The 24,729-nt window shown below is 45.4% G+C and carries 21 protein-coding genes; 9 read left to right on the forward strand and 12 right to left on the reverse strand.

Translation table 11 applies throughout. The features are described 5' to 3' along the window. Positions 1-121: 121 nt before the first annotated feature. The 4 genes from ACSSU7_RS07315 to ACSSU7_RS07330 form a co-directional block, all read right to left on the reverse strand. Positions 122-1,192, reverse strand: a complete 1,071-nt coding sequence (locus ACSSU7_RS07315; RefSeq protein WP_492515900.1) for an aldo/keto reductase — start codon at positions 1,190-1,192, stop codon at positions 122-124. Positions 1,193-1,267: 75 nt separating this feature from the next. Continuing rightward, a complete protein-coding gene (locus ACSSU7_RS07320; protein WP_492517778.1) occupies positions 1,268-2,719 on the reverse strand; it encodes an aminotransferase-like domain-containing protein in 1,452 nt (483 codons plus the stop codon). A 122-nt stretch (positions 2,720-2,841) separates the two neighbouring features. Beyond that, on the reverse strand, positions 2,842-3,195 hold the full coding sequence (locus ACSSU7_RS07325) for a hypothetical protein (protein WP_492515901.1): 354 nt from the start codon (positions 3,193-3,195) through the stop codon (positions 2,842-2,844). Further along, positions 3,185-5,509 carry an FdhF/YdeP family oxidoreductase gene (locus ACSSU7_RS07330; protein WP_492515902.1) on the reverse strand — a complete coding sequence of 775 codons (2,325 nt, stop codon included), beginning with the start codon at positions 5,507-5,509 and terminating at the stop codon, positions 3,185-3,187. Before ACSSU7_RS07330 ends, ACSSU7_RS07325 begins: the two co-directional genes overlap by 11 nt. A gap of 357 nt (positions 5,510-5,866) precedes the next feature. On the opposite strand from ACSSU7_RS07330, the gene ACSSU7_RS07335 reads away from it, so the two are divergent. Beyond that, positions 5,867-6,154, forward strand: coding sequence for a co-chaperone GroES (locus tag ACSSU7_RS07335; protein ID WP_015831377.1), 288 nt, complete (start codon positions 5,867-5,869; stop codon positions 6,152-6,154). A gap of 305 nt (positions 6,155-6,459) precedes the next feature. Continuing rightward, complete coding sequence (groL, locus tag ACSSU7_RS07340) at positions 6,460-8,100, forward strand: chaperonin GroEL (protein WP_492515903.1); 1,641 nt, start codon at positions 6,460-6,462, stop codon at positions 8,098-8,100. Positions 8,101-8,365: 265 nt separating this feature from the next. Here groL and ACSSU7_RS07345 read toward each other — a convergent pair whose 3' ends face one another. After that, positions 8,366-10,054, reverse strand: a complete 1,689-nt coding sequence (locus ACSSU7_RS07345) for a hypothetical protein (RefSeq protein ID WP_492515904.1) — start codon at positions 10,052-10,054, stop codon at positions 8,366-8,368. A gap of 324 nt (positions 10,055-10,378) precedes the next feature. Here ACSSU7_RS07345 and bamJ point away from each other — a divergent pair, with 324 nt between their 5' ends. From bamJ to ACSSU7_RS07360, 3 genes are all read left to right on the forward strand, one after another. Next, positions 10,379-11,005: a BamJ family beta-barrel-assembly machinery protein gene (bamJ, locus tag ACSSU7_RS07350; protein WP_492515905.1), complete on the forward strand. Its 627-nt coding sequence runs from the start codon at positions 10,379-10,381 to the stop codon at positions 11,003-11,005. A gap of 109 nt (positions 11,006-11,114) precedes the next feature. Then, positions 11,115-11,894: an alpha/beta fold hydrolase gene (locus tag ACSSU7_RS07355; protein ID WP_492515906.1), complete on the forward strand. Its 780-nt coding sequence runs from the start codon at positions 11,115-11,117 to the stop codon at positions 11,892-11,894. A gap of 205 nt (positions 11,895-12,099) precedes the next feature. Further along, positions 12,100-13,350, forward strand: a complete 1,251-nt coding sequence (locus tag ACSSU7_RS07360; RefSeq protein ID WP_492515907.1) for an OmpP1/FadL family transporter — start codon at positions 12,100-12,102, stop codon at positions 13,348-13,350. A gap of 194 nt (positions 13,351-13,544) precedes the next feature. On the opposite strand, the gene ACSSU7_RS07365 is transcribed toward ACSSU7_RS07360, so the two are convergent. Both ACSSU7_RS07365 and ACSSU7_RS07370 read right to left on the reverse strand, forming a co-directional pair. Next, positions 13,545-14,690, reverse strand: coding sequence for a mechanosensitive ion channel protein MscS (locus ACSSU7_RS07365; protein ID WP_492515908.1), 1,146 nt, complete (start codon positions 14,688-14,690; stop codon positions 13,545-13,547). Between the two features lie 303 nt (positions 14,691-14,993). Next, a complete protein-coding gene (locus ACSSU7_RS07370; RefSeq protein ID WP_492515909.1) occupies positions 14,994-15,896 on the reverse strand; it encodes a LysR family transcriptional regulator in 903 nt (300 codons plus the stop codon). A 174-nt stretch (positions 15,897-16,070) separates the two neighbouring features. On the opposite strand from ACSSU7_RS07370, the gene ACSSU7_RS07375 reads away from it, so the two are divergent. The 3 genes from ACSSU7_RS07375 to ACSSU7_RS07385 all read left to right on the forward strand — a co-directional run bounded on the left by ACSSU7_RS07375 (position 16,071) and on the right by ACSSU7_RS07385 (position 17,937). Continuing rightward, positions 16,071-16,772 carry a pirin family protein gene (locus tag ACSSU7_RS07375; RefSeq protein ID WP_492515910.1) on the forward strand — a complete coding sequence of 234 codons (702 nt, stop codon included), beginning with the start codon at positions 16,071-16,073 and terminating at the stop codon, positions 16,770-16,772. Between the two features lie 63 nt (positions 16,773-16,835). After that, positions 16,836-17,714: an SDR family oxidoreductase gene (locus tag ACSSU7_RS07380; protein ID WP_492515911.1), complete on the forward strand. Its 879-nt coding sequence runs from the start codon at positions 16,836-16,838 to the stop codon at positions 17,712-17,714. An 82-nt stretch (positions 17,715-17,796) separates the two neighbouring features. Next, positions 17,797-17,937, forward strand: coding sequence for a hypothetical protein (locus ACSSU7_RS07385; RefSeq protein ID WP_492515912.1), 141 nt, complete (start codon positions 17,797-17,799; stop codon positions 17,935-17,937). A 50-nt stretch (positions 17,938-17,987) separates the two neighbouring features. Here the strand turns inward: ACSSU7_RS07385 and ACSSU7_RS07390 are convergent, their stop codons facing one another. Further along, the gene (locus ACSSU7_RS07390; RefSeq protein ID WP_492515913.1) at positions 17,988-18,791 is read right to left on the reverse strand and encodes a DODA-type extradiol aromatic ring-opening family dioxygenase; all 804 of its coding nucleotides are present in this window, start codon (positions 18,789-18,791) and stop codon (positions 17,988-17,990) included. Between the two features lie 454 nt (positions 18,792-19,245). Between ACSSU7_RS07390 and ACSSU7_RS07395 the strand changes: the two genes are divergently transcribed. Continuing rightward, the gene (locus ACSSU7_RS07395; RefSeq protein WP_492515914.1) at positions 19,246-21,477 is read left to right on the forward strand and encodes a UvrD-helicase domain-containing protein; all 2,232 of its coding nucleotides are present in this window, start codon (positions 19,246-19,248) and stop codon (positions 21,475-21,477) included. Between the two features lie 105 nt (positions 21,478-21,582). Here the strand turns inward: ACSSU7_RS07395 and ACSSU7_RS07400 are convergent, their stop codons facing one another. The 4 genes from ACSSU7_RS07400 to ACSSU7_RS07415 form a co-directional block, all read right to left on the reverse strand. Continuing rightward, complete coding sequence (locus tag ACSSU7_RS07400; RefSeq protein WP_492515915.1) at positions 21,583-22,365, reverse strand: BPSS1780 family membrane protein; 783 nt, start codon at positions 22,363-22,365, stop codon at positions 21,583-21,585. Between the two features lie 96 nt (positions 22,366-22,461). Next, positions 22,462-23,403, reverse strand: coding sequence for a homoserine kinase (locus tag ACSSU7_RS07405; RefSeq protein WP_492515916.1), 942 nt, complete (start codon positions 23,401-23,403; stop codon positions 22,462-22,464). Positions 23,404-23,512: 109 nt separating this feature from the next. Next, on the reverse strand, positions 23,513-23,866 hold the full coding sequence (locus ACSSU7_RS07410) for a DUF2782 domain-containing protein (RefSeq protein ID WP_135277913.1): 354 nt from the start codon (positions 23,864-23,866) through the stop codon (positions 23,513-23,515). Positions 23,867-23,947: 81 nt separating this feature from the next. After that, the gene (locus tag ACSSU7_RS07415; RefSeq protein ID WP_492515917.1) at positions 23,948-24,676 is read right to left on the reverse strand and encodes an LOG family protein; all 729 of its coding nucleotides are present in this window, start codon (positions 24,674-24,676) and stop codon (positions 23,948-23,950) included. Between the last annotated feature and the right edge of the window lie 53 nt (positions 24,677-24,729).

The following is a 24,729-nucleotide window of genomic DNA, read 5'->3' on the forward strand; positions in this document are numbered from 1 at the left end:
ACAATAGTTAACAATGCTGTGATTGTAAGCTAGGCAGCACCCCAATAGAAAGACATTATTTTAAATATGGTTATATTAGGTGGCCTTTTAACCTAGTAATCAATACAGACTTATCTAATCGCTAAGGTGCCGGGTTCATCATGGTCAAATGCAAATGCTCAATCTCTTGCAGCACTTCTGGCGATAGCTTGGTATCCCACGCGTCAATATTTTCTTTTAATTGCTGCATCGTGGTTGCGCCAATAATCGTGCTGCTCACAAACCAGCGGTGATACACAAAGCTCAACGCCAATTGTGTAGGCGTAAGCCCATGCGCCCTTGCCAGTTTGGCATATGCGGCACTGGCAGACGCTACACCAGGCTTTTTGTAACGTTGTGCATAGCCTAAAAACATGGTGACGCGCCCTTTTGCCTCAGGGTTATCAATATACTTTGCGGTTAAATGGCCAAACGCCAGTGGCGAATACGCAAGCAAACCCACTTGCTCGCGATATAAAACTTCAGCCATGCCAAACTCCATACCGCGATTAATCAGGTTATAGCAGTTTTGCACACTGGCAATGTGCGGCAGGTTATAAGCCTTAGCGATACGCACAAACTCCATCACGCCCCACGGCTGCTCATTCGATAAACCGACATAACGCACTTTCCCCTCTTGCACTAACTCAGCCAGCGTTTCCAGCTGGTTCTGTATCGACACCCATACTTTCTCTTCCCCTTGCTGATACACGCCAGACTCAAACTCACTCGCAGGGTCAAACTGATATTGCCCAAACATCGGCACATTGCGCTCAGGCCAATGTAATTGGTATAAATCGATGTAATCCGTCTGCAAGCGTTGTAAAGAGCCTTCAATCGCCGCGCGAATATTGGCAGGGTCTAGCGATGGCGGGCCACCGCGAATCCAATCCAAGCCACGGCGTGGCCCGGAAACTTTACCCGCCAGTATGATTTGGTCACGCGGCTGTTTTTTTAGCCAAGTCCCCACGATGGATTCAGTACGCGTAAAAGTATCGGCCTTAGGTGGCACTGGGTACATTTCAGCCGTATCAATAAAATTAATGCCACGGGCTATCGCATAATCTAACTGCTCGTGTGCCTCAGCCTCCGTGTTCTGGTCTCCATAGGTCATGGTACCTAGGCATACTTTAGAAACATTTAAATCGGTGTGGGCAAGCTTGGTGTATTGCATACTTTGATCCTGATGTTGGTTACTGTCGTCGTAAATTTAGACACACTATAAGTTTAGACATACTAAATGTCTTTGCTAAACACTGGTGCCACTATCCTGGCTTGGCCTAGCTGATGCCAGCATCTCGCAGGCAAGGGCGCCCACATCACGCACGGCCTGTTCAATGGCAAGTGTCCAAAGATGGCTAAAATTGAGGCGTATATAGTGTGTGAGGTCTTTCTTGCGCGAAAAAATGGTACCAGGCGCTACTGTGATGCCGTTGTCAATCGCAGTACGATAAAGCTTGAGTGCATCTAGCGCCGGAGGGAGCTTTACCCAGACCACATACCCCCCCTTGGGGACAGAAAGCTCTGTGCCGACAGGAAAACTTTGCTCTATCACATTGCGGATCAACACATAATTTGAGCGTAACGTATGCCGCAACTGCTTGAGATGCTGCTCAAAGCTGTCCCGCTGCATAAACTTGGCAATCGCAATCTGCGGCGCCGAGGTGAGCGATAGACTGTTAAGAAACATTAGTCGCTCTACCTCTTGGCGATAGCGTCCTGCGCTGGTCCATCCCACGCGGTAGCCAGGTGCCAGCGATTTGGAGAACGACGAGCAGTGCAGCACCATGCCCGAGCGGTCATAGGCCTTGGCGGGCAAAGGCGGCTCGTTGCTAAAGTACAGCTCACTATAAACATCATCCTCAATCAGCGGAATATTCTGCTCCGCAAGAAATTCCACCAAGGCCTGCTTTTTTGCCTCGGGCATGACAAAGCCTAGCGGATTCTGAAAATTGGTAGTAAGAATCACCGCCGCAATACGCGTATCAGCTGCCGCCGCCCGCAACGCATCCAGATCAATGCCGGACTCCGGATCGGTAAGAATTTCAGCGACTTTCATACCCAGTCGCTCCACGGTATGTGCTAGCGCATAATAGCCTGGTGATTCCAGCGCAATGGTATCTCCCGCCTTGGCCACTGCCTGCAGGCAGAGGGTGATAGCTTCGGTGGCGCCATGCGTGATAACAATATCATCCGGTGATACATCTATGCCGCTGGCTAGATAGCGGCGCGCAATCTGCTGGCGTAGCATTTCGTTGCCGGGTGGCAGGTCGCTCAACACACCCCACTCCCCCTCGTCATCGGTCAGGGCTTTTTCATATTGATGGATTTTCTTGAGTGGGAACAGCTGGGGGTCTGGGAATGGTGAACCTAACGGCACGGTGCCGAATTCGCGGATGGATTTAAGCGTAGTGAGCACCAGCTTACTCGCATCGACTTCGGAAAGATTAACATCCTTGGCGAACGGGGATGCATAGCGCTGCTGCAGACGCTTACGTGGTGTGACATAGTAGCCTGACTGTGGGTGACTACTGATAACGCCCTCTTGCTCCAACAGCAGATAAGCGCGCAATACAGTGCTGATGCTGACCCCATATTTCTGGCTAGCCTGCCGTACCGAAAAAATCTTGTCTGCTGGCCGTAAAACGCCTTCATCGATCATTGCGCGTATGCGAGCGGCAAACGAGACATAAAGCTTCATGGTGGCCAAATGGGAGGGTTCTTGTTATCGGCAATTATACTACAGCCTAACCCTGCACAGCTTACGTCACACCACCTTAGGTTCGTTTGAGAGCTCGTTCTAGGTTCGTGGTTGGTGTAGCCTTAGGCCGCCTGCAATGCGAGAGAAAGCTCCTCACCGCTAGCCGTAAGGGCAGCAACCAACCGCTCCTTTTGCGTGGAAACTTCCACCAGCACTTGCTCGCTTAATGCAGTCATCAGCCGTTGCAGCGTACTCATGCGGATATCCAGACGCTTGCAAATAACAGCGAGCGACACATGTGCACGACCCGCTTCATGCTCCGCATGCAGCAACTCCAGTATGCCTAGCATCAGCACGGCGCTGTGATCCAGTTGAAACGGGTCTGGCTGAACAGGGTCCAGTTGCGCAGAGTCAAACTGGCCATAAACAAAGCCCGCTCGCACCTGCACTTCATGATGATCGCACTCAAGCAGCATTAGCCACCTCAGACGCTGTGGTTTTCTCAATAATCACCGGGATGGACTTCGAGGTTGGCGTGCGTGAGTGATCGGCCACACTCTCCAGTGGTACCAGATTATTGGTTTCCGGATAGTAACCACTCAAGCAACCCTGCGGAATGTCGTAGGATACAACTAAAAACTTGTCCGCTCTGCGCGTAATACCATCTTGCCAGACGCTGGTCAGGTTAATCCAGTCACCAGCAACTAGCCCCATACGCGTGATATCTGCCGGATTCATGAAAATAACGCGTCGCTGACCAAACACGCCGCGATAACGGTCATCCATGCCATAGATCGTCGTATTGTACTGATCGTGTGAGCGCGTAGTCATCAGCACGAACAGCTGGTCGCCATATTGCTCGCGTGCCTGATGGATAGGCGAGCGAGACGGGATCTCCTGCACAGAGAACTCAGCCTTACCTGATGGTGTGTTCCAAATACGCTCGCTAGAAGGCACCGGCATACGGAAACCGCCAGGCTGTCTGATGCGTTGGTTATAGTCTTTAAATGCCTCCGGCATGGTCTGCTCAATCGCGTCGCGGATTTTACTGTAATCCTTGATGTATGCCAGCCACGGTGTTTTACTGTGTTTGAGTGTGGCATGCGCAAAGCGCGCCACGATGGCAGGCTCAGAAAGCAGCTGTGGTGACGCTGGCTTATTCATCCCGTAGGAGACGTGCACCATACTCATGGAGTCTTCCACCGTTACGCCTTGCGCGCCAGTTTCCTGCGTGTCGATTTCAGTGCGGCCCAAGCATGGCAGAATAAGTGCCTCTTTGCCATGTACTAGGTGACTGCGGTTAAGCTTGGTCGTGACATGAGCAGTCAGGTCACAATTACGCATACCCTGCCAGGTACGATCTGTATCCGGCGTAGAAATTGAGAAGTTGCCGCCCAAACCAAAAAAGAATTTAGCTTTACCATCAATCATGGCCTGAATGGCAGCCACCGCATCGTAACCTGGCGCTTTAGGCACATTGATATCAAATACACGATCCAAGCTTTCAAGAAATGCTAATGGCATCTTTTCATAAATGCCCACGGTACGGTTACCTTGCACATTGCTATGGCCACGCACTGGGCACAAGCCCGCACCTTCTTTGCCGATATTGCCGCGCAGCAGCATCAGGTTGACCAGAGTCTTAATGGTAGCTACGCCGTGCTTGTGCTGGGTAAGACCCATACCCCAAGTTGAGATCACGCGATCACCCGTCGCATAAATACGGGCGAGTTCTTCAATCTGCTCCAATGGCACGCCGGATTCTTCCAGAATCAGATCCCAGCTTTCCTGGCGCGCATCTTCGGCAATCGCTTCGAAATTGTTGGTGTGCTGCTGAATAAACGCCAAGTCTACGACACGCTCTGTGCCCTGCTTGATCGCTTCGTCATCCCACTGAATCACGAACTTGATCATCCCCTTAATCAGTGCCAGATCTCCGCCTAGCTTGGGCTGGATAAACAAACCGCTGATCTTGCTGCCCTTGAAAGACAACATATCGAATGGGCTTTGCGGGTCGGCAAAACGCTCCAGACCGCGCTCTTTCAATGGGTTAATCGCAACGATGCGTGCACCGCGCTTGGCGGCCTCACGTAACTCACCCAGCATGCGGGGGTGATTGGTCGCAGGGTTTTGGCCAAAAATCAGCAAAGTATCCGCATGCTCAAAGTCATGCAGGGTCACCGAGCCCTTACCTATGCCCACGGTTGGCGGCAAGGCCATGCTGGTAGATTCATGGCAGAGATTGGAGCAATCTGGAAAGTTATTGGTGCCGAATTCACGTACGAACAGCTGATAAAGAAAAGCCGCTTCATTACTGGCGCGACCAGACGTGTAAAAGATAGCCTCATTCGGGTCAGCTAACGCATTTAAATGCGCCGCCATCAGCTCAAAGGCACCATCCCAGGAAACTGCCTCATACTTATCCGTTGCCGAGTTATAGCGCATAGGATGGGTTAGGCGGCCTTCATTTTCCAGATCAAAATCGCTCCACTCCATTAATTCAGTAACAGTGTGTTTGGCAAAGAACTCAGGCGGCACACGCTTGGCAGTTGCTTCAGCGGCAACCGCTTTCACGCCGTTTTCGCAGAACTCAAAAGTAGAAGTGTGCTCTTTATCAGGCCATGCACAGCCCGGGCAATCAAAACCATCGGGCTGATTCTGGGCAAGCAGGGTCATGACACCCTTCACTGGAATTTTCTGTAACGCAAGCTGCGCTGCAACTTGCTTTAATGCACCCCAACCGGCGGCAGGATGATGGTATGGCTTAATAACGGCTTTTGGCTGCGACATAAATCTTTACTTAAAATTTAAAAATGCGGGCTGTCTTTGGTAAAAGTTTGCCACGCATGAATACGGAATAACGATTACAGCAATCGTAAGGGAGATCACAGATACAAACCAGACACAGAAACGGAGAGTTTTTAGAGTACAGTTGGGATAGCCTGCACTTACAGGTGCACGCTAGATGCCCGCGCCACCCAAACTTAGGATGACAGCGACAATTGCGAATATTTTTATTATAACTCTTGAAATCACTTAATTGGCCCCCAAATTAGCAATCGAGGTACGGGAGTGCTAAAATGCGGCATTACCCATACAATTTTGTATTTAACCAATTTATTTGCATAACTCATCAGGAGAAATTGAATGAAAATTCGTCCATTACACGACCGCGTGATTGTTAAACGTTCAGAAGAAGAGCGTACAACCGCGTCTGGCATTGTAATCCCAGATAGCGCAACAGAAAAACCAGACCAAGGCGTGATTCAAGCTGTAGGTTCTGGCAAGCGCGATGAAAGCGGCAAAGTAATTGCCCTTGACGTTAAAGTAGGCGACAAAGTGTTATTCGGCAAATACGCAGGCCAAACTGTTAAAGTTGACGGTGAAGAGCTATTGGTAATGCGCGAAGAAGACATCATGGCTATCGTCGAATAATTTGGCGGTCTGCGAGTTCGCGCTACTGCGTTGCTCGAAGCCGTTAAGCTTGCCGTACTTTACGTACTGTCTGCGCTTAATACGTTTCTCGCGCCTTGTATCGCTTCCTCTCGCCACACCAAATACGATGACCTAATTCGGCTTTTTTAATTTTTAATAGGATATGCAAAACATCAGAGCGAATAAATAAGTAGGCGCAGCAAGGCGCAAAAACCGGAGTTTACAAATAGTAAATGAGGATTTTTAAGCGTTGATGCAACACCCTTATTTAGAGCGAAATGTTTTGCCACAACAGGAGATTTAACATGGCAGCAAAAGACGTAAGATTTGGTGACGACGTTCGCCAAAAAATGGTAAACGGTGTCAATATTTTAGCAAACGCAGTGCGCGTTACTTTAGGCCCTAAAGGCCGTAACGTTGTATTAGAGCGCTCATTCGGTGCTCCAACCATCACTAAAGACGGTGTTTCTGTTGCTAAAGAAATTGAATTAAAAGACAAATTCGAAAACATGGGCGCACAAATGGTGAAAGAAGTTGCTTCTAAAACCAACGACATCGCTGGTGACGGTACAACAACTGCAACCGTATTAGCACAAGCAATCATCCGTGAAGGTATGAAATCTGTTGCTGCTGGTATGAACCCAATGGATTTAAAACGTGGTATCGACAAAGCGGTTGAAGCAGCAGTTGCTGATTTAAAAGCACAATCAAAACCATGTACAACCAGCAAAGAAATCGCGCAAGTTGGCTCTATCTCAGCTAACTCAGACACTTCAGTTGGCCAAATCATTGCTGATGCAATGGACAAAGTAGGCAAAGAAGGCGTAATCACTGTTGAAGATGGTTCAGGTCTTTCAAACGAGTTAGACGTAGTTGAAGGTATGCAGTTTGACCGTGGCTACTTATCACCATACTTCATCAACAACCCAGAGCGTCAAATCGCTTTAATGGACAATCCATTCGTGTTGTTGCATGACAAAAAAATCTCAAACATCCGTGATTTGTTACCAACTTTAGAGCAAGTAGCTAAAGCTGGCCGTCCATTGTTAATCATCGCAGAAGATGTTGATGGCGAAGCATTGGCAACATTGGTAGTGAACAACATCCGCGGTATTTTGAAAACTGTTGCTGTTAAAGCACCTGGTTTCGGTGATCGTCGTAAAGCAATGCTAGAAGATATCGCTATCTTAACTGGCGGTACAGTGATTGCTGAAGAAGTTGGCCTAAAACTTGAAAACGTAACGCTTGAAGATTTAGGTCAAGCTAAACGTATTGAAGTAGGTAAAGAAAATACAATCATCATTGATGGCCACGGTGTTGAAGCAAACATCAAAGCACGCATCACACAAATCAAAACTCAAATCGAAGAAGCGACAAGCGACTACGACCGTGAAAAACTACAAGAACGCGTGGCTAAATTAGCTGGCGGTGTTGCAGTGATCAAGGTTGGCGCAACAACTGAAATCGAAATGAAAGAGAAAAAAGCTCGCGTTGAAGATGCACTACACGCAACACGCGCAGCAGTTGAAGAAGGTATCGTAGCTGGTGGTGGCGTAGCATTGATTCGTGCACGTGACGCTATCTCTAAAGTTAAAGGTGACAACCTTGACCAAGAAGCTGGTATCAAAATCGTATTGCGCGCAGTTGAAGAGCCATTACGCCAAATCACACAAAACGCTGGTGTTGAACCATCAGTAGTGGTGAACAACGTGGCAGCAGGTACTGGTAACTACGGTTACAACGCTGCTAACGAAACTTATGGCGACATGATCGAAATGGGTATCTTAGATCCAACTAAAGTAACACGCTCAGCATTGCAAAATGCAGGTTCAGTGGCTGGCTTAATGCTAACTACTGATTGTATGGTTGCTGAACTACCTAAAGATGACGGCCCAGCGATGGGTGGCGATATGGGTGGGATGGGCGGCATGGGCGGTATGATGTAAATCTGCTCTTCATTTCATCGGTGATGCGTTGTTGGTTTCATCATTTACTCCTTGTCGTACTTAACGTACTGCCTGCGTCGTAAATAATTTCACCGCCTAGCATCACCTTCGAACTGAAGCCAGATTACAGAGTTAGTCTGACTGCAAGTTAAATAAAAAAAGCCTCGCTATTGCGAGGCTTTTTTTATGGCTAATAATTTCAAATGTAATGGTGGGCCCAAGATGATTAAAACAGGCGCTGGAAAGAAGTGATTTGTTGGTAAGACTAAGTTAAATTACTATTAATCTCAATACCAAATTTTTTCATACGACGCTGATTAATTTGACTTTCAGCTGCAATCTTTTTGAGCGCTTGCTGCACTGTGTCAATGATTTTTTTATGCTGATCACTTGAATTTGAAAATTGACCAAACTGTAAACAAGCTCTGATGTAAGAATCGAGATTAAGTCCAGTTTCAGATTTAAACAGGTCGTAATATTCGTCGACTGAAGTATTTGCAAGGATTACTTCGTCTTTTTGATTCCATCCACCCCTGCCCGAAATCCTTTCCAGTACTTGCTTAGCATTCTCAGTTATAGCTAGTTTTGAAAATGCTATTTTAAATTTGGTGATAATTTCCTCATTTAAGACATCGCCAAAAAAAGTACTTTTGTCGAGATTAAATAAATCTATTTCATCTTTTCTTAAATCAATATAGAAATCTATTAATTCCGAAGCTTTTGATTGCTCCCCGAGGTCTACAAATAGCTTAACTGTTCCGTTTAGATTGTTGGGGGCTATGTGCTTTGCATTTTGCATAAAGCTTTTGTACAAAGTATCAACAACTTCTTGTTGATTGTTTGCAAATGTATCGTGATACAACCTCCAAGCATCATGGAATGAGCTGTCTGATTTTACTGCAATAATTTCTTCATTTCTTTTCTTTGTGGCGGCATTCAATTTATCTTCTACAAAATAACCAGTACGGACCCCATCTGCAAGAACAAGATCTAGGGCATCTGTATTCTGATAATTGTAGTTACCTAGTAATGTTCGCCACTTTTTCTGCTCTTCACTCTCGTCTTTGGGATCACCCAATCCATAGGTAAAGTCGTAACCTATCTTAGTTACAAAATCTAGTGTAGGGTTGCCTTTACCCACATTAAAGTGGCACCATGAAAATAGTGTCAGTGAATGAATGAATTGATCCCTAACTTCGTCTTCATATTTGGTAGTGTACGGAAGAGCCAGATTAACAAGCCTTTCAATTTTTTTAAGAACTCGAATATTTTTGATTTCTAATTTTTCTGCCAACTCTCTCAATCTAACATGTGTATTGTTAACTCCCTCATAAGCAATACTTACGCACTCTGCAGCCGAAGGAGCAAACTCCAACTCAATATCGATTACTTTTTCACGAAATTTGAGATAATCATCTAACCCATCTTCTCCATCATTTAATAACAATACTATTTTGCATTTTTTTTGTTCCTTCAATTGAGAAACTAAGCCAAGTACATCTTTAATCTCTAATTTAGAGCCTCTTCTTTCAAGGTCGTCAATGCAAATTAAAGTTTTACTTAACGATAAAAAAGATAGTGAATCAATCGTAGATGTGAAGTTTTTAATAAAAGGAATACTGGATATAAAATCTATAGCTTTCCTACCAAAAGAGTTTGAAACTGCAGCTATATTCGCTTTAAAAGTTTCAATGCTCGGTTCCGTACCTATCAAATTCCGATTAAGGACACTTTCAAAGATTGATTGTTTAAGTGCATCTAAAGTATTTACTCCAAATAAAGATACATACGAATATTTTTCTAATGCAATCTTTTTCTGATCTTTAGCCTCATGAAGGTACTTCTTCCAAGAGTAGGTTTTCCCAATTCCCCAAGCGCCTTTAATTGCCAAGACCTCTGGTATGTCACTGGCTAAAAATAGCTCGATTTGCGTCTTAATAACTTTAATAGACATCTTGGTAATTCATTTCTTTAAATATTATAAATTTAAAATACTCATCTAAGCAGATACTTACCACGTTCATGTAACCGAAGCTAAACATTAAGCGATGTAGGTGGTATTCTCGAACCACGCTTTGCGATCATAGTATAACTTATCACTTCCACGTGCGGTTATCCCACATAACTACGGAATTAGACTCATTGTAGAATTAAACCTACCAGCCACCCCAGTTAGTCTAGTTTTGTTTTATCTATCATTCTCCGTCATAATTACGGTTTATGCCGCTTGCATCAATCGCATTAAAAGCATCCCCTTAAACAAAGAAAGAAACACACAATGGCAATTGAATTAAACACTTTAACCCAACGCTTAAGTTATATTGTTGGTGAAAACATGGCACATCAGCTTAAGAATGATGGCTTAGCCTTAGACGCAGACGCAGTTGCACAAGCTGTTATCGATGTCATGGCGGACACCCCATCACGCTTAACGGATGCAGAAAAACGCAGCACGGTTGAGCAAGTGCAAAAAGAGAGCCAAGAAAAGCAAATGGCGGCACAGGCGGAACAGTCTGCAAAAAACCAAGCGGAAGGCGCGGCTTATTTAGCTGAAAACGGCAAAAAAGAAGGCGTTATTACTACAGATAGCGGCTTGCAATATAAATCATTGGTGGCTGGTGATGGTGAAAAACCAAGCAAAAGCAACAAAGTAAGAGTGCATTACAGAGGCACATTGATTGATGGTACGGTGTTTGATAGCTCTTACGACCGCGGTGAGCCTATCGTTTTCCCAGTCACTGGCGTGATTGCTGGTTGGGTTGAAGGCTTACAGTTAATGAACGTAGGCAGTAAATTTGAATTAACTATTCCATCAAACTTAGCTTACGGTGCAAATGGCAGTGGCCCAGCGATTGGCCCAGATGCAACATTGGTTTTTGAAGTTGAATTATTAGCTATCGAATAAGGCTAGCATGACTAGGGTGGGTAACTTAGTTATCCACCCTGCTGTATTGCCATCTACAATTGCTAGGCATTTAAACTCACTGCCTACTTCAATCTTTTATAATCCCCCCATGCAATTACACTACCAAATCTTAGGCGATAAAACTTCAGCCCAAACCCAACCACTTATATTACTGCACGGCTTATTCGGCTCTGGCGATAACTGGGGCACGGTTGCCAAGCACTTCTCGCAGCACTACCAAGTGATTAGTGTAGATTTACGCAACCACGGTAGATCACCGCATAGTGACTCGCAAACCTATACCGAGATGGCAGATGACCTGCTGGAACTATGCGACGCGCTCGGCTTAGACCGTATCCATTTAGTAGGCCACTCACTAGGCGGTAAAGTGGCAATGCAATTTGCTACACAATACCCTGATAAGCTAGAGAAGTTGATCGTGGTGGACATGGCAATACGCACGTACCCCGATGCATATACGCATATGATTGATGCGATGATAGCAGTTGACCTCAGCACCATGCAAAGCCGTAATGACGTGGATAAAGCATTGATTAGCGAGATTCCCCATGCGATGGTGCGCCAGTTCTTGCTGATGAATCTAATCAAACCCGAAAACAACCTTACGTGGCGCATCAACCTAGCCGCACTCAGGGCTAATTACCCTCACCTGATACAAGCCGTGTGTGAACATACCCGTTATGAAAAGCCTAGTCTATTTATCCGCGGTGAACGCAGTGATTACGTGCAGGATGCTGATATAGAGCATATTAAAACCCATTTCACCAACGCACAATTTGCCACCTTAGCAACAAACCACTGGGTGCATGCAGAGCAGCCACAAGCGTTTATAGAAGTAGTCGCTAATTTTCTTGGCAGCGGGAAATAACATCACTTATAAGTTCAGTTGGCGAATGCGCATGAAAGTATAAATATCTACCAGCGCCTACAGAATACAAAAATATTGTCGTAACAGATTAAATATGTACTATGCTGATTGCATAATAAGAACCATTATAAAAACTGCAGTGCAGCAATATAAAATCAAACAAAAACCAAACACTCATCGCCTAAAACTGAAGAAATAACAACAAATGAAACGCAACTACACTATTGCATTGATACTTTGCGGCCTATCGATTACGACACAAAGCCATGCAACGAACGGCATCAATTTAATTGGCTATGGCGCGGAATCAACGCTGATGGGCGGCGCAGATACCGCTGTGGCACGCGACACCAGTGCGTTAAACACCAACCCTGCAGGTTTGGCACAAGTCAAAGGCAAGTTGCTAGATGCGTACGGTTCATTACTACGCACCACTGATTTAGCACACAAAGACGCACGCAATGACCAGCATGCTGACAATCGCTACGTCATGCTTGCTGGTGGCGGCTACGCACAGCAATTGGAAAATTCACCCTGTACAGTGGGAATTGGTTTTTTCTCGCAAGGTGGCGCAGGCGCCGTGTTTAAACACATCAATACACCGTTTGGTACCGATGACGAAATGAGCTCACTGTTTGGTATTGCAAAAGTAACGCCGGGCATTGGCTGCCAAGTAACAGACAACCTTGCAATCGGCGGCTCTATTAGCATGATTTACGCCAGTATTGAGCAAAAGTTTTTTTACCATACTCCACCTACCTCTAACTTTGCGGGCTTTAAAAATAAAGGTGCAGATACACTACGCTTCGGCTTTAAAGTAGGCGCGCAATATAAATTAAACGAGCAATGGACCTTAGGCGCAAGCTATACAGAAAAAACTGAATTACCGCTCACTGGCGGCACGGCTAAATTTAACTATGGCTCGGCTGGCGTTGTTAAATATGACAACCTCAGTATTAAAGGATTTGCGCTACCACGTGAAGTAGCAATTGGCGCCGCCTTTAAACCTAACCCTGATTTATTGCTTTCAGCCAAGATTAATTGGCTTAACTGGGCAGATGCCGTTAACGATGTAACCACCACATGGAGTGACACCACTAGCGCGTTTGCACCTGCCTCAGTCGTGGATGTTAGACAACAAGATTGGCGCAACCAGATAGTATATGCGCTAGGTGCTGCCTATACTTACGATGACAAAACCACTTTATATGCAGGCTACAACTACGGCAAAAATCCGGTGCCAAGAAATAACTCTAGCGCTTTGCTCGCCGCGATTTTAGAAGAACACGTTACGCTGGGCTTCGCACGCAAGCTAGATGAAACATGGAAAATCACGAGTGGTATTGAGTTTTTATTACCTAAAAAAGTGACTTATGACAGCCAATTGTTTGGCGACAATACTGAAGTGCGTAACGAGGGGTTCTTTCTGCATTTAATGCTGAGCAAACAGTGGTAAAACTTTCCATGCAATAAGTATGTGCGCCTCGCCTTCGGCGAGGCAATTCAAAAAACCAGCACCCAACAAAACACAGAAGTTCTACTCTTTTGCAACGTTGCTATTGGGGCATCAACATCATAATGAGACAAGCGACATCTGCCTCATCAATCATTAAGCCCCGTTAAACATGGCTTTGTAAAACAGGTAAAGGATTAGTGCTGATCGGTATCGATTATTTTTGTATCAAAACCGAATACATTCCCTGCCCAAATCCACATCACCAACGCCAACACGCCAAACGGCATATAACCCATATAGCCTAGCAGTGGCATTTCTGAAAAGATGTGAATCACATTAACGTAAGGGATATCGTATACCCAGTAGTTAGGGTTCGTAATCGGCATTTGTGGGTGTGCGCTTCCGTAGTTCCAGCACTCCCAAACAAAACCGTTCAGCATGGTTGCTAACGCAACGAGCAGTGCAGAGGTCCAGTTGCCTTTAGCCATGTCAGTAAATGGTGTCCAAATATTAAGCTTGATGAGTAAGCCTGAAAATATCATCAATATACCTATCCACAGCACCCAGAATAAAGGATAAGGCCAAAAAACCATGAGGAATAACAATGCATAGCCTGCGTACAATAAAAAATTACCATTAACAGAAACCTTGGGGCCTTGAGAGTACCTACTAGCCAAGCTAGGGCAAGTGTTCAGCAGCATGTACCATTGAAAAATGGCAGGCCAAACAGTGGTGTAAGCTAGCAAAAATATCACCACCACTGCCTCATGGGACAATGAGGGGATACTCTCGGTTTGCGGGTAATACCAATTGCCTAGGGCAAAGTAATTGTAATACTCAAACATACGCCAGCCAACCAATGAAACCAATGCGCTGATAACTAGTGTTTTTGGTTTAGATGACAACAAAGACTGCCCATTGTTATAACGATAAACAACGCCGTCTAGTGTAAAAATAAAACTCCACCACAGCGGTGTAAATGCATAATAAACAAGGCTGCCAAATATAGTCACGCGCGTCCACATCAGCCATAAAAAAAACAACGTAGACACTAAACCCAGCCAAAACCAAACAGGCAAAGGTAACGGTTTATTAGGTGCGGCAGGCTCCACCTTTTTAAATCCAAATAGCGTGGGGGAAATATATAACGCCAGTACAACCAACTCTACAAAAGCCAACGCACAAAATACAATTAAATTGAAACCTGGTGCTTCTGCGACAAACTGCGGAGGAAATACGCCAAAACCAGGTGGCAAATGCGTATCGGGGTAAGCAAACCAACTCGCAATTAAAGGTACTAGCAAAGCTAGCATGATGGGGATTATTAGTTTTTTCTTCATTTGCAATCTCATTGTTAATAAAAAAGTATCGCTACACTTAATCTACAATCTGAATTTACAAATCTGCTTACCAATAATTTGGACGCGCTTATTTTGATACAGCCATTCAACTGTCATTTTTTTAGTATGTTGAGGTCAAATGTTTTATCGCGCTTCATCGCCAAGCAGGATAATAAGCTCGTTTGCATGCGTATAAATTCAAACCAAGCAAACATTATCAGTCAACAAAGTTAGAGACAATCACCCATATAGAACAGATGGTTAGACACAGAAACTTACTGGCTATTCAACACACAACTTACTTCACCACAGTTTTTCTGCCATATTTTGTGATTTGATTCTATCAACCCACCACTTCAAGCCAGCGCCAGCATCGCCGCTACGCCAAGCCATATAGATGGATTCTGGTTGGCGTGGCTCTTCTACTTGTTTTTCTACCAGCAAGCCGTTTGCTATGGCATCGCGAGCTAATGGCTCAGGTAAAAAGCCAAAACCAAGCCCAGCTAGCTGAAACTCATATTTTGTACGCATGTTGGACACCGCTAAGGCTTCCTGACCAAACAGTAAACCCACGGTGCGTGGTGGCATTTTCCGTACCGAGTCACTCACCGTGATAGCGCGATGATGATATAACTCGGCCTTACCTAAGGGCTTATTCACATTGGCCAATGGGTGATTAGGCGCAACAGCAAACACAAAATTGATGGTATCAATCACCTTTGCATGATAGCCGCCACCAGATGGCCCCTCGCCTGCGGCCCCTATCAGCAAATCCACGCGCCTGTCCATCAGCGCTTCCCAGCAGCCGGATAACGCCTCTTGTGCAAACCGCAGTCTGGTCAGATTCGCCACTTTATAAAACTCGGCAATATCTTCAACCAATGCCGTGGGAGAGAACACTGAATCCATGCCGATGGATAGCTCGGTTTCCCAACCTGACGCTACACGCCGCACTCTATGCTCCAGGTCTTCCGCTGCTTTCAGCAGGTACCGTCCTTCTTTTAATAGCTCCTTACCCGCGCTGGTTAGGCTAACTTTAGGGCCTTGGCGCTCAAATACTTGCACGCCTAAGTCTTGCTCCAGCTTACTGACCGTGTATGAAATGGTGGACGGTACTTTATGCAACTCACTACCCGCAGCAGCAAACGATCCGCCACGGTCAATCGCATCAAGAATTAATAAAGAATCTAGGCTTATTCTGAACATTCGAATTTTTCGATGATAGGTTGATAATTTTTCCGTTTTTCATAGAGAAACTAACGGTTCATAATGCTTATCACATTAACAGCAAGCCATTTATTAATAAACACTATGTTTCAAATTATCGCACATAGAGTAATAAATGATGCAGCAATCCAGATTAAATAGGAGTCATTCATCATGTTACAAGTGCTTAAAAATAGTCAACGCGGTGCAGCTGATCATGGCTGGTTGCAATCTAACCACTCGTTTTCATTTGGCCATTACTACAACCCAGAGCAAATGGGGTTTGGACCTTTGCTGGTGATTAATGAAGACCGCGTACAACCTGCCCGTGGCTTTGGCACACACAGCCATGAAGACATGGAAATCATCAGCTACGTATTGAGTGGTGCACTAGAACATAAAGACAGCATGGGCAATGGTTCTGTGATTCGTTACGGTGATGTGCAAAGAATGAGTGCCGGCACTGGCGTGAGCCACAGTGAGTTCAACCACTCTAGCACTGAGCGTGTGCACTTTTTGCAAATTTGGATTAACCCTAACGTAACCGGCATTGCACCAAGCTACGAGGAAAAACATTTTGATGCCGCATCAAAAACAGGCCAACTGCGTTTGATTGCTTCACAAGACGGAAAAGATGGCTCAGTGCTGATTCACCAAGACGCAAGCATCTATGCAGCGATATTGAACGGAGAAACCAAATTGGCTCATCAATTAGCAGCTAACAGAACAGGCTATGTGCATTTGATTAGAGGCGAAGTGGAAGTCAACGGCATTAAGTTGGCCACAGGCGATGCCTTAAAAATTCAAGAGGAAGCTTTGGTTGAGTTTAGCAATGCAGCAGATGCCGAACTACTAATGTTCGACCTACCTTACTAACCTTATTTATTTACTAACTTTTATTTAATTTTAATTACTTTATATTTCTTTAGGAGCAATACCATGACACAAGAAACCATTTTAATCGTAGGCGCAGCAGGCAATAACGGCGTAGCGGCCATTGAAGCATTAGTGAACAAAAATGATCGCAATATTACAGTAGTGGCTGGCGTAAGAAGCGCAAGCAAAGCCGCGCAACTTAAAGAAAAATTCCCAACGATCGAAACCGCCATTTTTGATTTAGATGAGCCAGCTACTTTGAAAGCAGCGTTTGAAGGGGTGACCAAAGTCTACATCATTCCAGGCAACGTAGAGAACAGAGCGCAACATGCCAAAAATACGGTGGATGCTGCGGTAGCGGCAGGCACTGTGAGTCAAATCGTATTGTTATCGGTAGTAGGTGCAGAGTGGGAAGCGATTCTATTCGCAAAACAGTTCCGCGAGGCAGAGAAGTATTTAGAAGCATCAGGTTTGCCATGGACGCACTTACGCACGATCTGGTTCCAAGATAACTTTTTTGGCTGGGCGGATGGCGTAAAAAGCGGCAAATTATACTTTGGTATTAGAGAAGGCAAACTTGCACCATTAAATGTGCAAGACATTGGCGAAGCGGCAGCGGTGACACTCACAACAGCAGGCCACACCAATAAAGCTTACAACATTACTGGACCAGAGTTGCTATCAGGCAGCGACATTGCAGCCGTATTCTCACGTGTGACTGGGCATAGCGTTGACTATGTATCACCAGATGAAGACACAACGTATGCGTCACTCACAGGTTCTGGCTGGCCAGAGTGGCAGGCGAAAGGCGTGCTTGAGCTATTTGAAGTATTTGCCTCTAACCAAGCAGCAGTCGTGACCACAGATGGTGAAACTTTACTAGGCCGCCCATTAACCAGATTGGAAGACTTTATTACTGCCAACAAAGCCGCTTTTATTTAAATCGCGTTAGCGGTTAAAGCACTCCCGAGCAAAGGCTTGGGAGCTTTAATCCAATTAAACACATACAGAAAAGAGAATAACGATGATTTTAGAAAGAATCTACACTTGGAGAAACTCCATTTTCAGCGCAAATACTGAGCAAGAAGCTAATACAACAGACTTACAGCAATCTGATTTAGATGCAAAATTTAGAGAAGAAGAAACGTGGCTGGGGATAGGATGACAACCCTAACGCTGGCTTGGCGGTAACTCCATCGCAAAGCCAGCTTAGTACTAGCCAAAACGGTAAGAAGCCATTACCACACCAAACACTGTATCTGTAAAAATACGCTCACCTACACTATCACCTGCCGCACCTGCCACCACCATTAAAGGGATTAAGTGATCCTCCCGCGGATGCACCAAGCGTGCAAATGGTGCCTGCTCCCAATCCACCAATGCTTGATTACGCTGCTGCGTATTATGGTCAGTAACCGCTTCATATAAATACTGCTCAAACTGCACAGAAGGCTCAAACGATGCTGGCCGGCCAAAGCCACGCATATTATGATAAGTGAGCCCACTGCCGATAATAAGCACGCCTTCATTTCTTAACGGCGCAAGCGCTTCACCCAGCTTGATATGTTCAAGCGGGTCATAAGTTGTTTTCATTGAAAGCAATACCACCGGAATATCAGCATTCGGGTACATGAGCATTAACGGTACAAAAGTACCGTGGTCGAAACCGCGCTGTTCATCTTCCAGCGCATTCACCCCAGCTAATGCCAATATCTCCCTTACTCGTTTAGCCAAGTCAGGGCTACCGCTTGCAGGATACTGCACATGGTAAGTATGTTCAGGAAACCCAAAGTAGTCATACACCATGGGTGGCTGCTGTGCGGTAGATACTGTAAATTGCGGCTCTTCCCAGTGGCCTGTAATCACCAAAATCGCCTTGGGTTTTGCCGGCAAACTGGCAGGCAGCTTGGCTAGCTCAGTTTCTGTCACTGCAAAGCTTGCGCGCATATCCTCAATATACGGCCAAGGCCCGCCACCATGAGAGATAAACAACGTTGGGAATCTAATGTTTGGTTTCATACAAGTAAACTACTCCTAATGACTAAGGTTTAAAACAGCCTCTAAATAAATTTACAAATCATTTACAAGTTATTTACAATTGGTAAGATTTACGTTTATACTAGCATGCATAAATTAAAGCCTTTGCATAAATAGCAGGCAAAAAAAGACCCCAACCAAGGGGATGAAATCGGGGTCCAAAAATGCCTCATCGTCTAAGGCTTCCGCTCAGGGAGGATTGGAGCGGAAAGGTAACTTGCGTTACCTGTAGGTTCTGACTAAGCCTTTTCTAAATAAGTTCCAAAATAAATGCGTTTTTTGTAGGCCTAGCTTTTACACCAAACTTAGGCTCACTTAAAAAACCGCGCCACATTTAACACCAAAGATTCAACACCAAAGAAGCTATCTAAAACATATGTAAGCTGTGACCACATATGGAATATTTGGTTTAAGTAGTCATGCTAAAATATCGACTATGAATAGCCAACCGCAAACCACTATGCAAGATCCTCTTTTAGCTGGATTAAATAATAAACAGTTAGAGGCAGTTACCTTACCGCAACAGTCTGCACTGATTTTAGCTGGTGCCGGCAGTGGCAAAACGCGCGTACTCACAGCGCGTATTGCATGGCTAATTCAAACTGAACAAGTTTCACCTACGGGTTTGTTGGCGGTAACCTTTACCAATAAAGCAGCAAAAGAGATGCTTACGCGCATCACTGCATCGTTACCTATCAACACCCGCGGCATGTGGGTTGGCACATTCCACGGTTTGTGCAATCGTCTATTGCGCGCACATCACCGTGAGGCCGGGCTGCCGGCAAGTTTCCAGATTTTGGATATTGCAGATCAGCTTTCAATGCTTAAACGCTTAATGAAGCTAATGAATGTAGATGACGAGAAGTTTCCGCCCAAGCAAGTGCAAAACTACATTAACGGTTGCAAAGATGAGGGACTGCGCGCACATGCAGTGGACGCCTACGACCCGCATTCACAAAAACTGCGTGAGATTTTTGAAGAATACGACAAGCAATGCCAACGTGATGGTGTGGCAGACTTTGCCGAGCTGCTATTACGCTGTTACGAGCTACTAGAACGCGATGCCAATATTCGCCAGCATTACCAAAGCCGTTTCAGATATATCTTAGTCGATGAGTTTCAGGATACCAATCGCCTGCAATACCAATGGCTAAAACTATTGGCGGGCCAAAGTAAGGATGGACAGCATAACTGTATTTTTGCCGTGGGTGATGACGACCAATCTATTTACGGCTTCCGCGGCGCCCGCGTTGGCAATATGCGCGATTTTGAAACTGATTTCAATGTACAAAGCGTAGTGAAGCTGGAGGAAAATTACCGCTCGCACAGCAACATACTAGATGCCGCCAATGCGATTATTTCGCACAATAAAAATCGCTTAGGCAAAAACCTATGGACCAGCGCAGGCGCTGGTGAGCCTGTGCGCGTGTACCAAGCCTACAACGATAATGACGAAGCGCAATTTATTGTTGATGAAATTAAAATGCTACATGCAGAAGGTACTGAGCTGGGCGAAATGGCCATGCTCTACCGCTCTAACGCGCAATCTCGTGTATTAGAGCATGCACTATTCTCGGCTAATCTGCCATACCGCGTATATGGCGGCTTGCGTTTCTTTGAACGTGCCGAGATTAAACACGCACTCGCTTACATGCGCCTGATTGCCAATGCCAATGACGACACAGCACTATTGCGCGTGATTAACTTCCCAGCGCGCGGCATCGGCGCTCGTAGCTTAGAGCAGCTACAGGAAGCCGCTCGCGCAGAAAATTGCAGTCTATGGCAGGCTGCCATTAATAAAGTGGGGCACGGCAAGGTTGGCGGCAAAGGCATTGATGGTTTTGTCGCACTGATTAGGCAAATGGTGGATGAAGCTTATGGCATTAGCCTTTCAGAACTGGCTGAGCTCGCCACCACGCTTTCAGGCCTTAAAGCACATTACCAAAATGAAAAAGAAGGCGAAGACCGTATTGCCAACTTAGAGGAGTTGGTCACCGCCGCAGTTGCGTTTACCAACCAGGATTTTGGCAACCATAGCAATGCAGATGGCGAAACCGAACAAGACTTACTCACACAGTTTTTAAGCCATGCCAGTTTAGAGGCAGGTGAACACCAAGCAGACGTAGGGCGTGAAGCTTTGCAGCTGATGACCGTACACGCCTCTAAAGGCTTGGAATTTAAAGTAGTGTTTATCAGCGGCCTGGAAGAAGGCCTGTGCCCACACGAGCAGAGCACTTACGAAGCCAATGGCCTAGAAGAAGAACGGCGCTTAATGTACGTGGCAGTAACACGCGCACGCCAACGCTTATATTTAAGCCACGCCCAAAGCCGCATGTTGCATGGACAAGTACGCTACGGCATCCCATCGCGCTTTTTGGATGAAATTCCAGAGGAACTGCTCAAACGCTTAAACAGCAAACCTGTGGCTAAATCTGGTTACGGCAGAGATTACAACGAACTGCCTGCGGTAATGAGCAAACAGCAAAGCAGCACACAGAAAAATGCCATGCCATGGAAAGTAGGCCAGCAAGTGGCACACAACAAATTTGGCAATGGTGTGGTGGTGAGCTACGAAGGCAACGCTAACGATATGCGCGTGCAAGTGAATTTTGGACGTGAAGGCCTAAAATGGCTGGCGTTAGAATTTGCTAAATTGACTGCGATCTAAACTTTAGTCTGCCTAGCGAAAATCTTAACGATTTGCGCTAAGCAGGCTACCAATTCAATTAAGTTTTAATATTAAACCTAGATAATTTTAAGCGAGTTAGTAAGGCTAAATCGCTTGGTCAGGCTGGCTAGATTGGCTAACGTTATCTATGCCAAAAATATCAGCGTAGCTGGTGTATAAACTGGTCATCATGACTGGAATAATGGCAACAAACACCACAGAAAAAATCACATGTACGCTCACGACCAACCACATGGCAGACATTAAAACCGCCATAAACATCAAGCCATAAAGCAGAAACGGCAGCATATTTTTCAAGCAGGCAACAAAGCTCAATTTCATCGCATCTACTGCTTTTAATTGGTTAAGCCCAGCCAACACTGGTGCAAACCAGTAGGCCATCAGCACCGGCATAAGCAAACACATGGCGATAAATAATGGCAAGATTACAGTGCTTGCTTGCTCAGGGCTTAAGTCTTTGCCTTGCGAAATCAGTTCTACCGCACCTCTATCTAGCATCAGCACTACTAAAACCGCAATCACCAGCAAGCTCATCATATAAAAACCACCCACCGCTACCAACTGCGAAGTGTTTTGCTTGAAGCCCTGAAACAGATGGTTGATTTCTAAATCCTGATTACGTGTAAGTGCTTGGCAGCCCCACATCATGCCTGCCGCAAACACCGGCGCCAACAAAGTGCTAACCACAGAGCCCAAAATCGGCACCATTGAAATAGGAATCATGATTGCCAAGTAAATTAGCAGCAGAATCACCCACATCACAGGGTTAGCTCTAAACAAGTTAACGCCGTTGACAATCCAAAGCCATGCGTTTGCCGCCGGCACTTGTTTAACTGCTGGAGATTGCGTGTTTAGATCTTCTGCCATGATGCCTTCACCTCTAGTTTCAAATCAGCCTACTGTAATGACTATTCTATGCTAACGCACAACAGATTAATCCAGTTTGATTAATCCTATCCTTGATTAAGATTGTGCGGTTCTTAACTTCAGGATATTTTTAAAATGATTTGGGTCTTTTGCGTGCGTTAACTCACCCGCCTGCGGATAAATCTGATCATACAATCGCGACAGCCAGAAACGTAATGCGGCAATACGCAACAAGCCCTGCCATGCGGCATGTTCCGCTTGCTCAAATGGACGCACCGCTTGATAAGCCTGCAATAACGCCTCCACTTTGGCGGCATCTAACTGGCCGTCCGCCTGCACGCACCAGTCATTAGCCACTATCGCTAAGTCATATGCCAGCACATCATGACATGCATAATAAAAGTCTATCAAACCACCGACTTTATCACCGTGAAACAATACATTATCGCGGAACAAATCCGCATGGATAATGCCCTTAGGTAAGGCTGAGGTATCCAGCCCAGCTTGGAATGCCAGTGTTTCAGCCAATAACTGTTGGTCATCTGCCAATAAATGCGCCATCACCTTTTGTGCGGTTTGATTACGCCAGTCTGCGCCGCGTGGGTTTTGATGTGCCTGGCCTGAATACTGAGAAACAAACGACTGCCCTGCCTGATGCATTTGCGCCAGCACTCTACCAACCTCCGCGCAGTGAACGGTAGTAGGCGCTGTAATATCCTGACCATTCAAGCAACTGATTAATACGGCAGGTTTACCATTGAGCATGTGTAAATTAACACCAGCCTTATTACTAATTGGGTCTGGGCAAGGTACACCGTGTGTGGATAAATGATGCATCAAGTCAATAAAGTACGGCAGCTCATCAATCGTGTTGTGCTCAAATAAGGTGAGTACGTACTTACTTTGCGTAGTAGTCACAAAGTAATTGGTATTGGTAATGCCTGAGGAAATACCTTTTAGCTCAACCAACTCACCGATGGAGTAATCTTGAAGCCATGCTTGTAGTTGTTGATTGTTAACTGAGGTAAAAACAGACATAGGTGTAATTTAAAAAACTGGAAATAATTAAAGGCGGGGCATTATATCAAGCATGTAGATGAAAACACTGCTTACATCCCCATGCCTGTATTCGATCAATTGTGATGGATTAAAATCTAAAGATAGTCCATTTAGGAATAGATAGCGGCGGATTAGGCCCTACGTTTACCCAAGCACCGTCTTGGTCTTCTCTATGCAAATAATAAGGCACGCCATGCTTAGGTGTGACTTTCATCATGTACAGTTGGCCACCAACACGGTACTCCTCTATGGTTTCGCCATTCTTTTTAACGATAGTAACTTCCGGCTCATCCGGCACATCTTCCGAGCTGATGCTAGGCGGTGGAATGTCCTCCAACGGCTGCAGGTTGGATGGCAACTCTCTAGCTTGCAACAGCGTTGGCGCTAGCATTGCTGCAAGTAATAAAGCACTTAGATTTTTGTAATTTTTACGCATCATCATTACCACCCTTTACGGCATCAACATCATCAACTAAATTAAGTGCTCATTCTATCAAAAACCATCCGGTATAAGGCCATATGATTACAAATAAAGCTGGATGCGCTCTTCTTCTGCAGAAAGCTTGAAACCACGTGTTTCGTAATGTTTGAAAATGGCCTGCACAATCTCTTCTGGGTCATCAATCATCTGAATTAGGTCCAAATCACTGGTTGAAATCATGTCTTCGTTCACCAAAGTGGTTTTCACCCACTCCACCAGCCCGCGCCAAAATGGCTCACATACCAAGATAATAGGAATCTTGAGCGTTTTGCCGGTTTGCACCAGCGTAATCGCCTCCATCAGCTCATCTAGAGTACCAAACCCGCCTGGCATTACCACATAGGCGCTCGCATACTTTACAAACATAACTTTGCGCATAAAGAAATGCTTAAAATTCTGGCTAATATCCTGATACGGATTTGCATTTTGCTCATGCGGCAACTCAATATTTAAGCCGATACTTGGTGACTTGCCTGCAAATGCGCCCTTATTAGCCGCCTCCATAATGCCGGGGCCACCGCCAGATATCACAGCAAAGCCTGCATCAGAAAGCCGTCTTGCAATGTCCACCGTCAATTCATAATAAGGGCTATCCGGCTTGGTGCGTGCACTGCCAAAGATAGAAACCGCAGGCGTAATTTCTTTAAGACGCTCCGTTGCATCCACAAACTCAGACATAATCTTAAACGCATGCCAAGACTCAAGGCCGGTATGGTGCATACCCTGCACGTCAGGGTCGGTAATTTTTGGAATTTTTTTAACAATGGTCATGACGATTAATCCTTGATGAATGAAATACCAAAATTTAAACAGGCTAAATTAAA

The sequence above is a fragment of the Methylotenera sp. E1MeOHC1 genome (assembly GCF_058745595.1).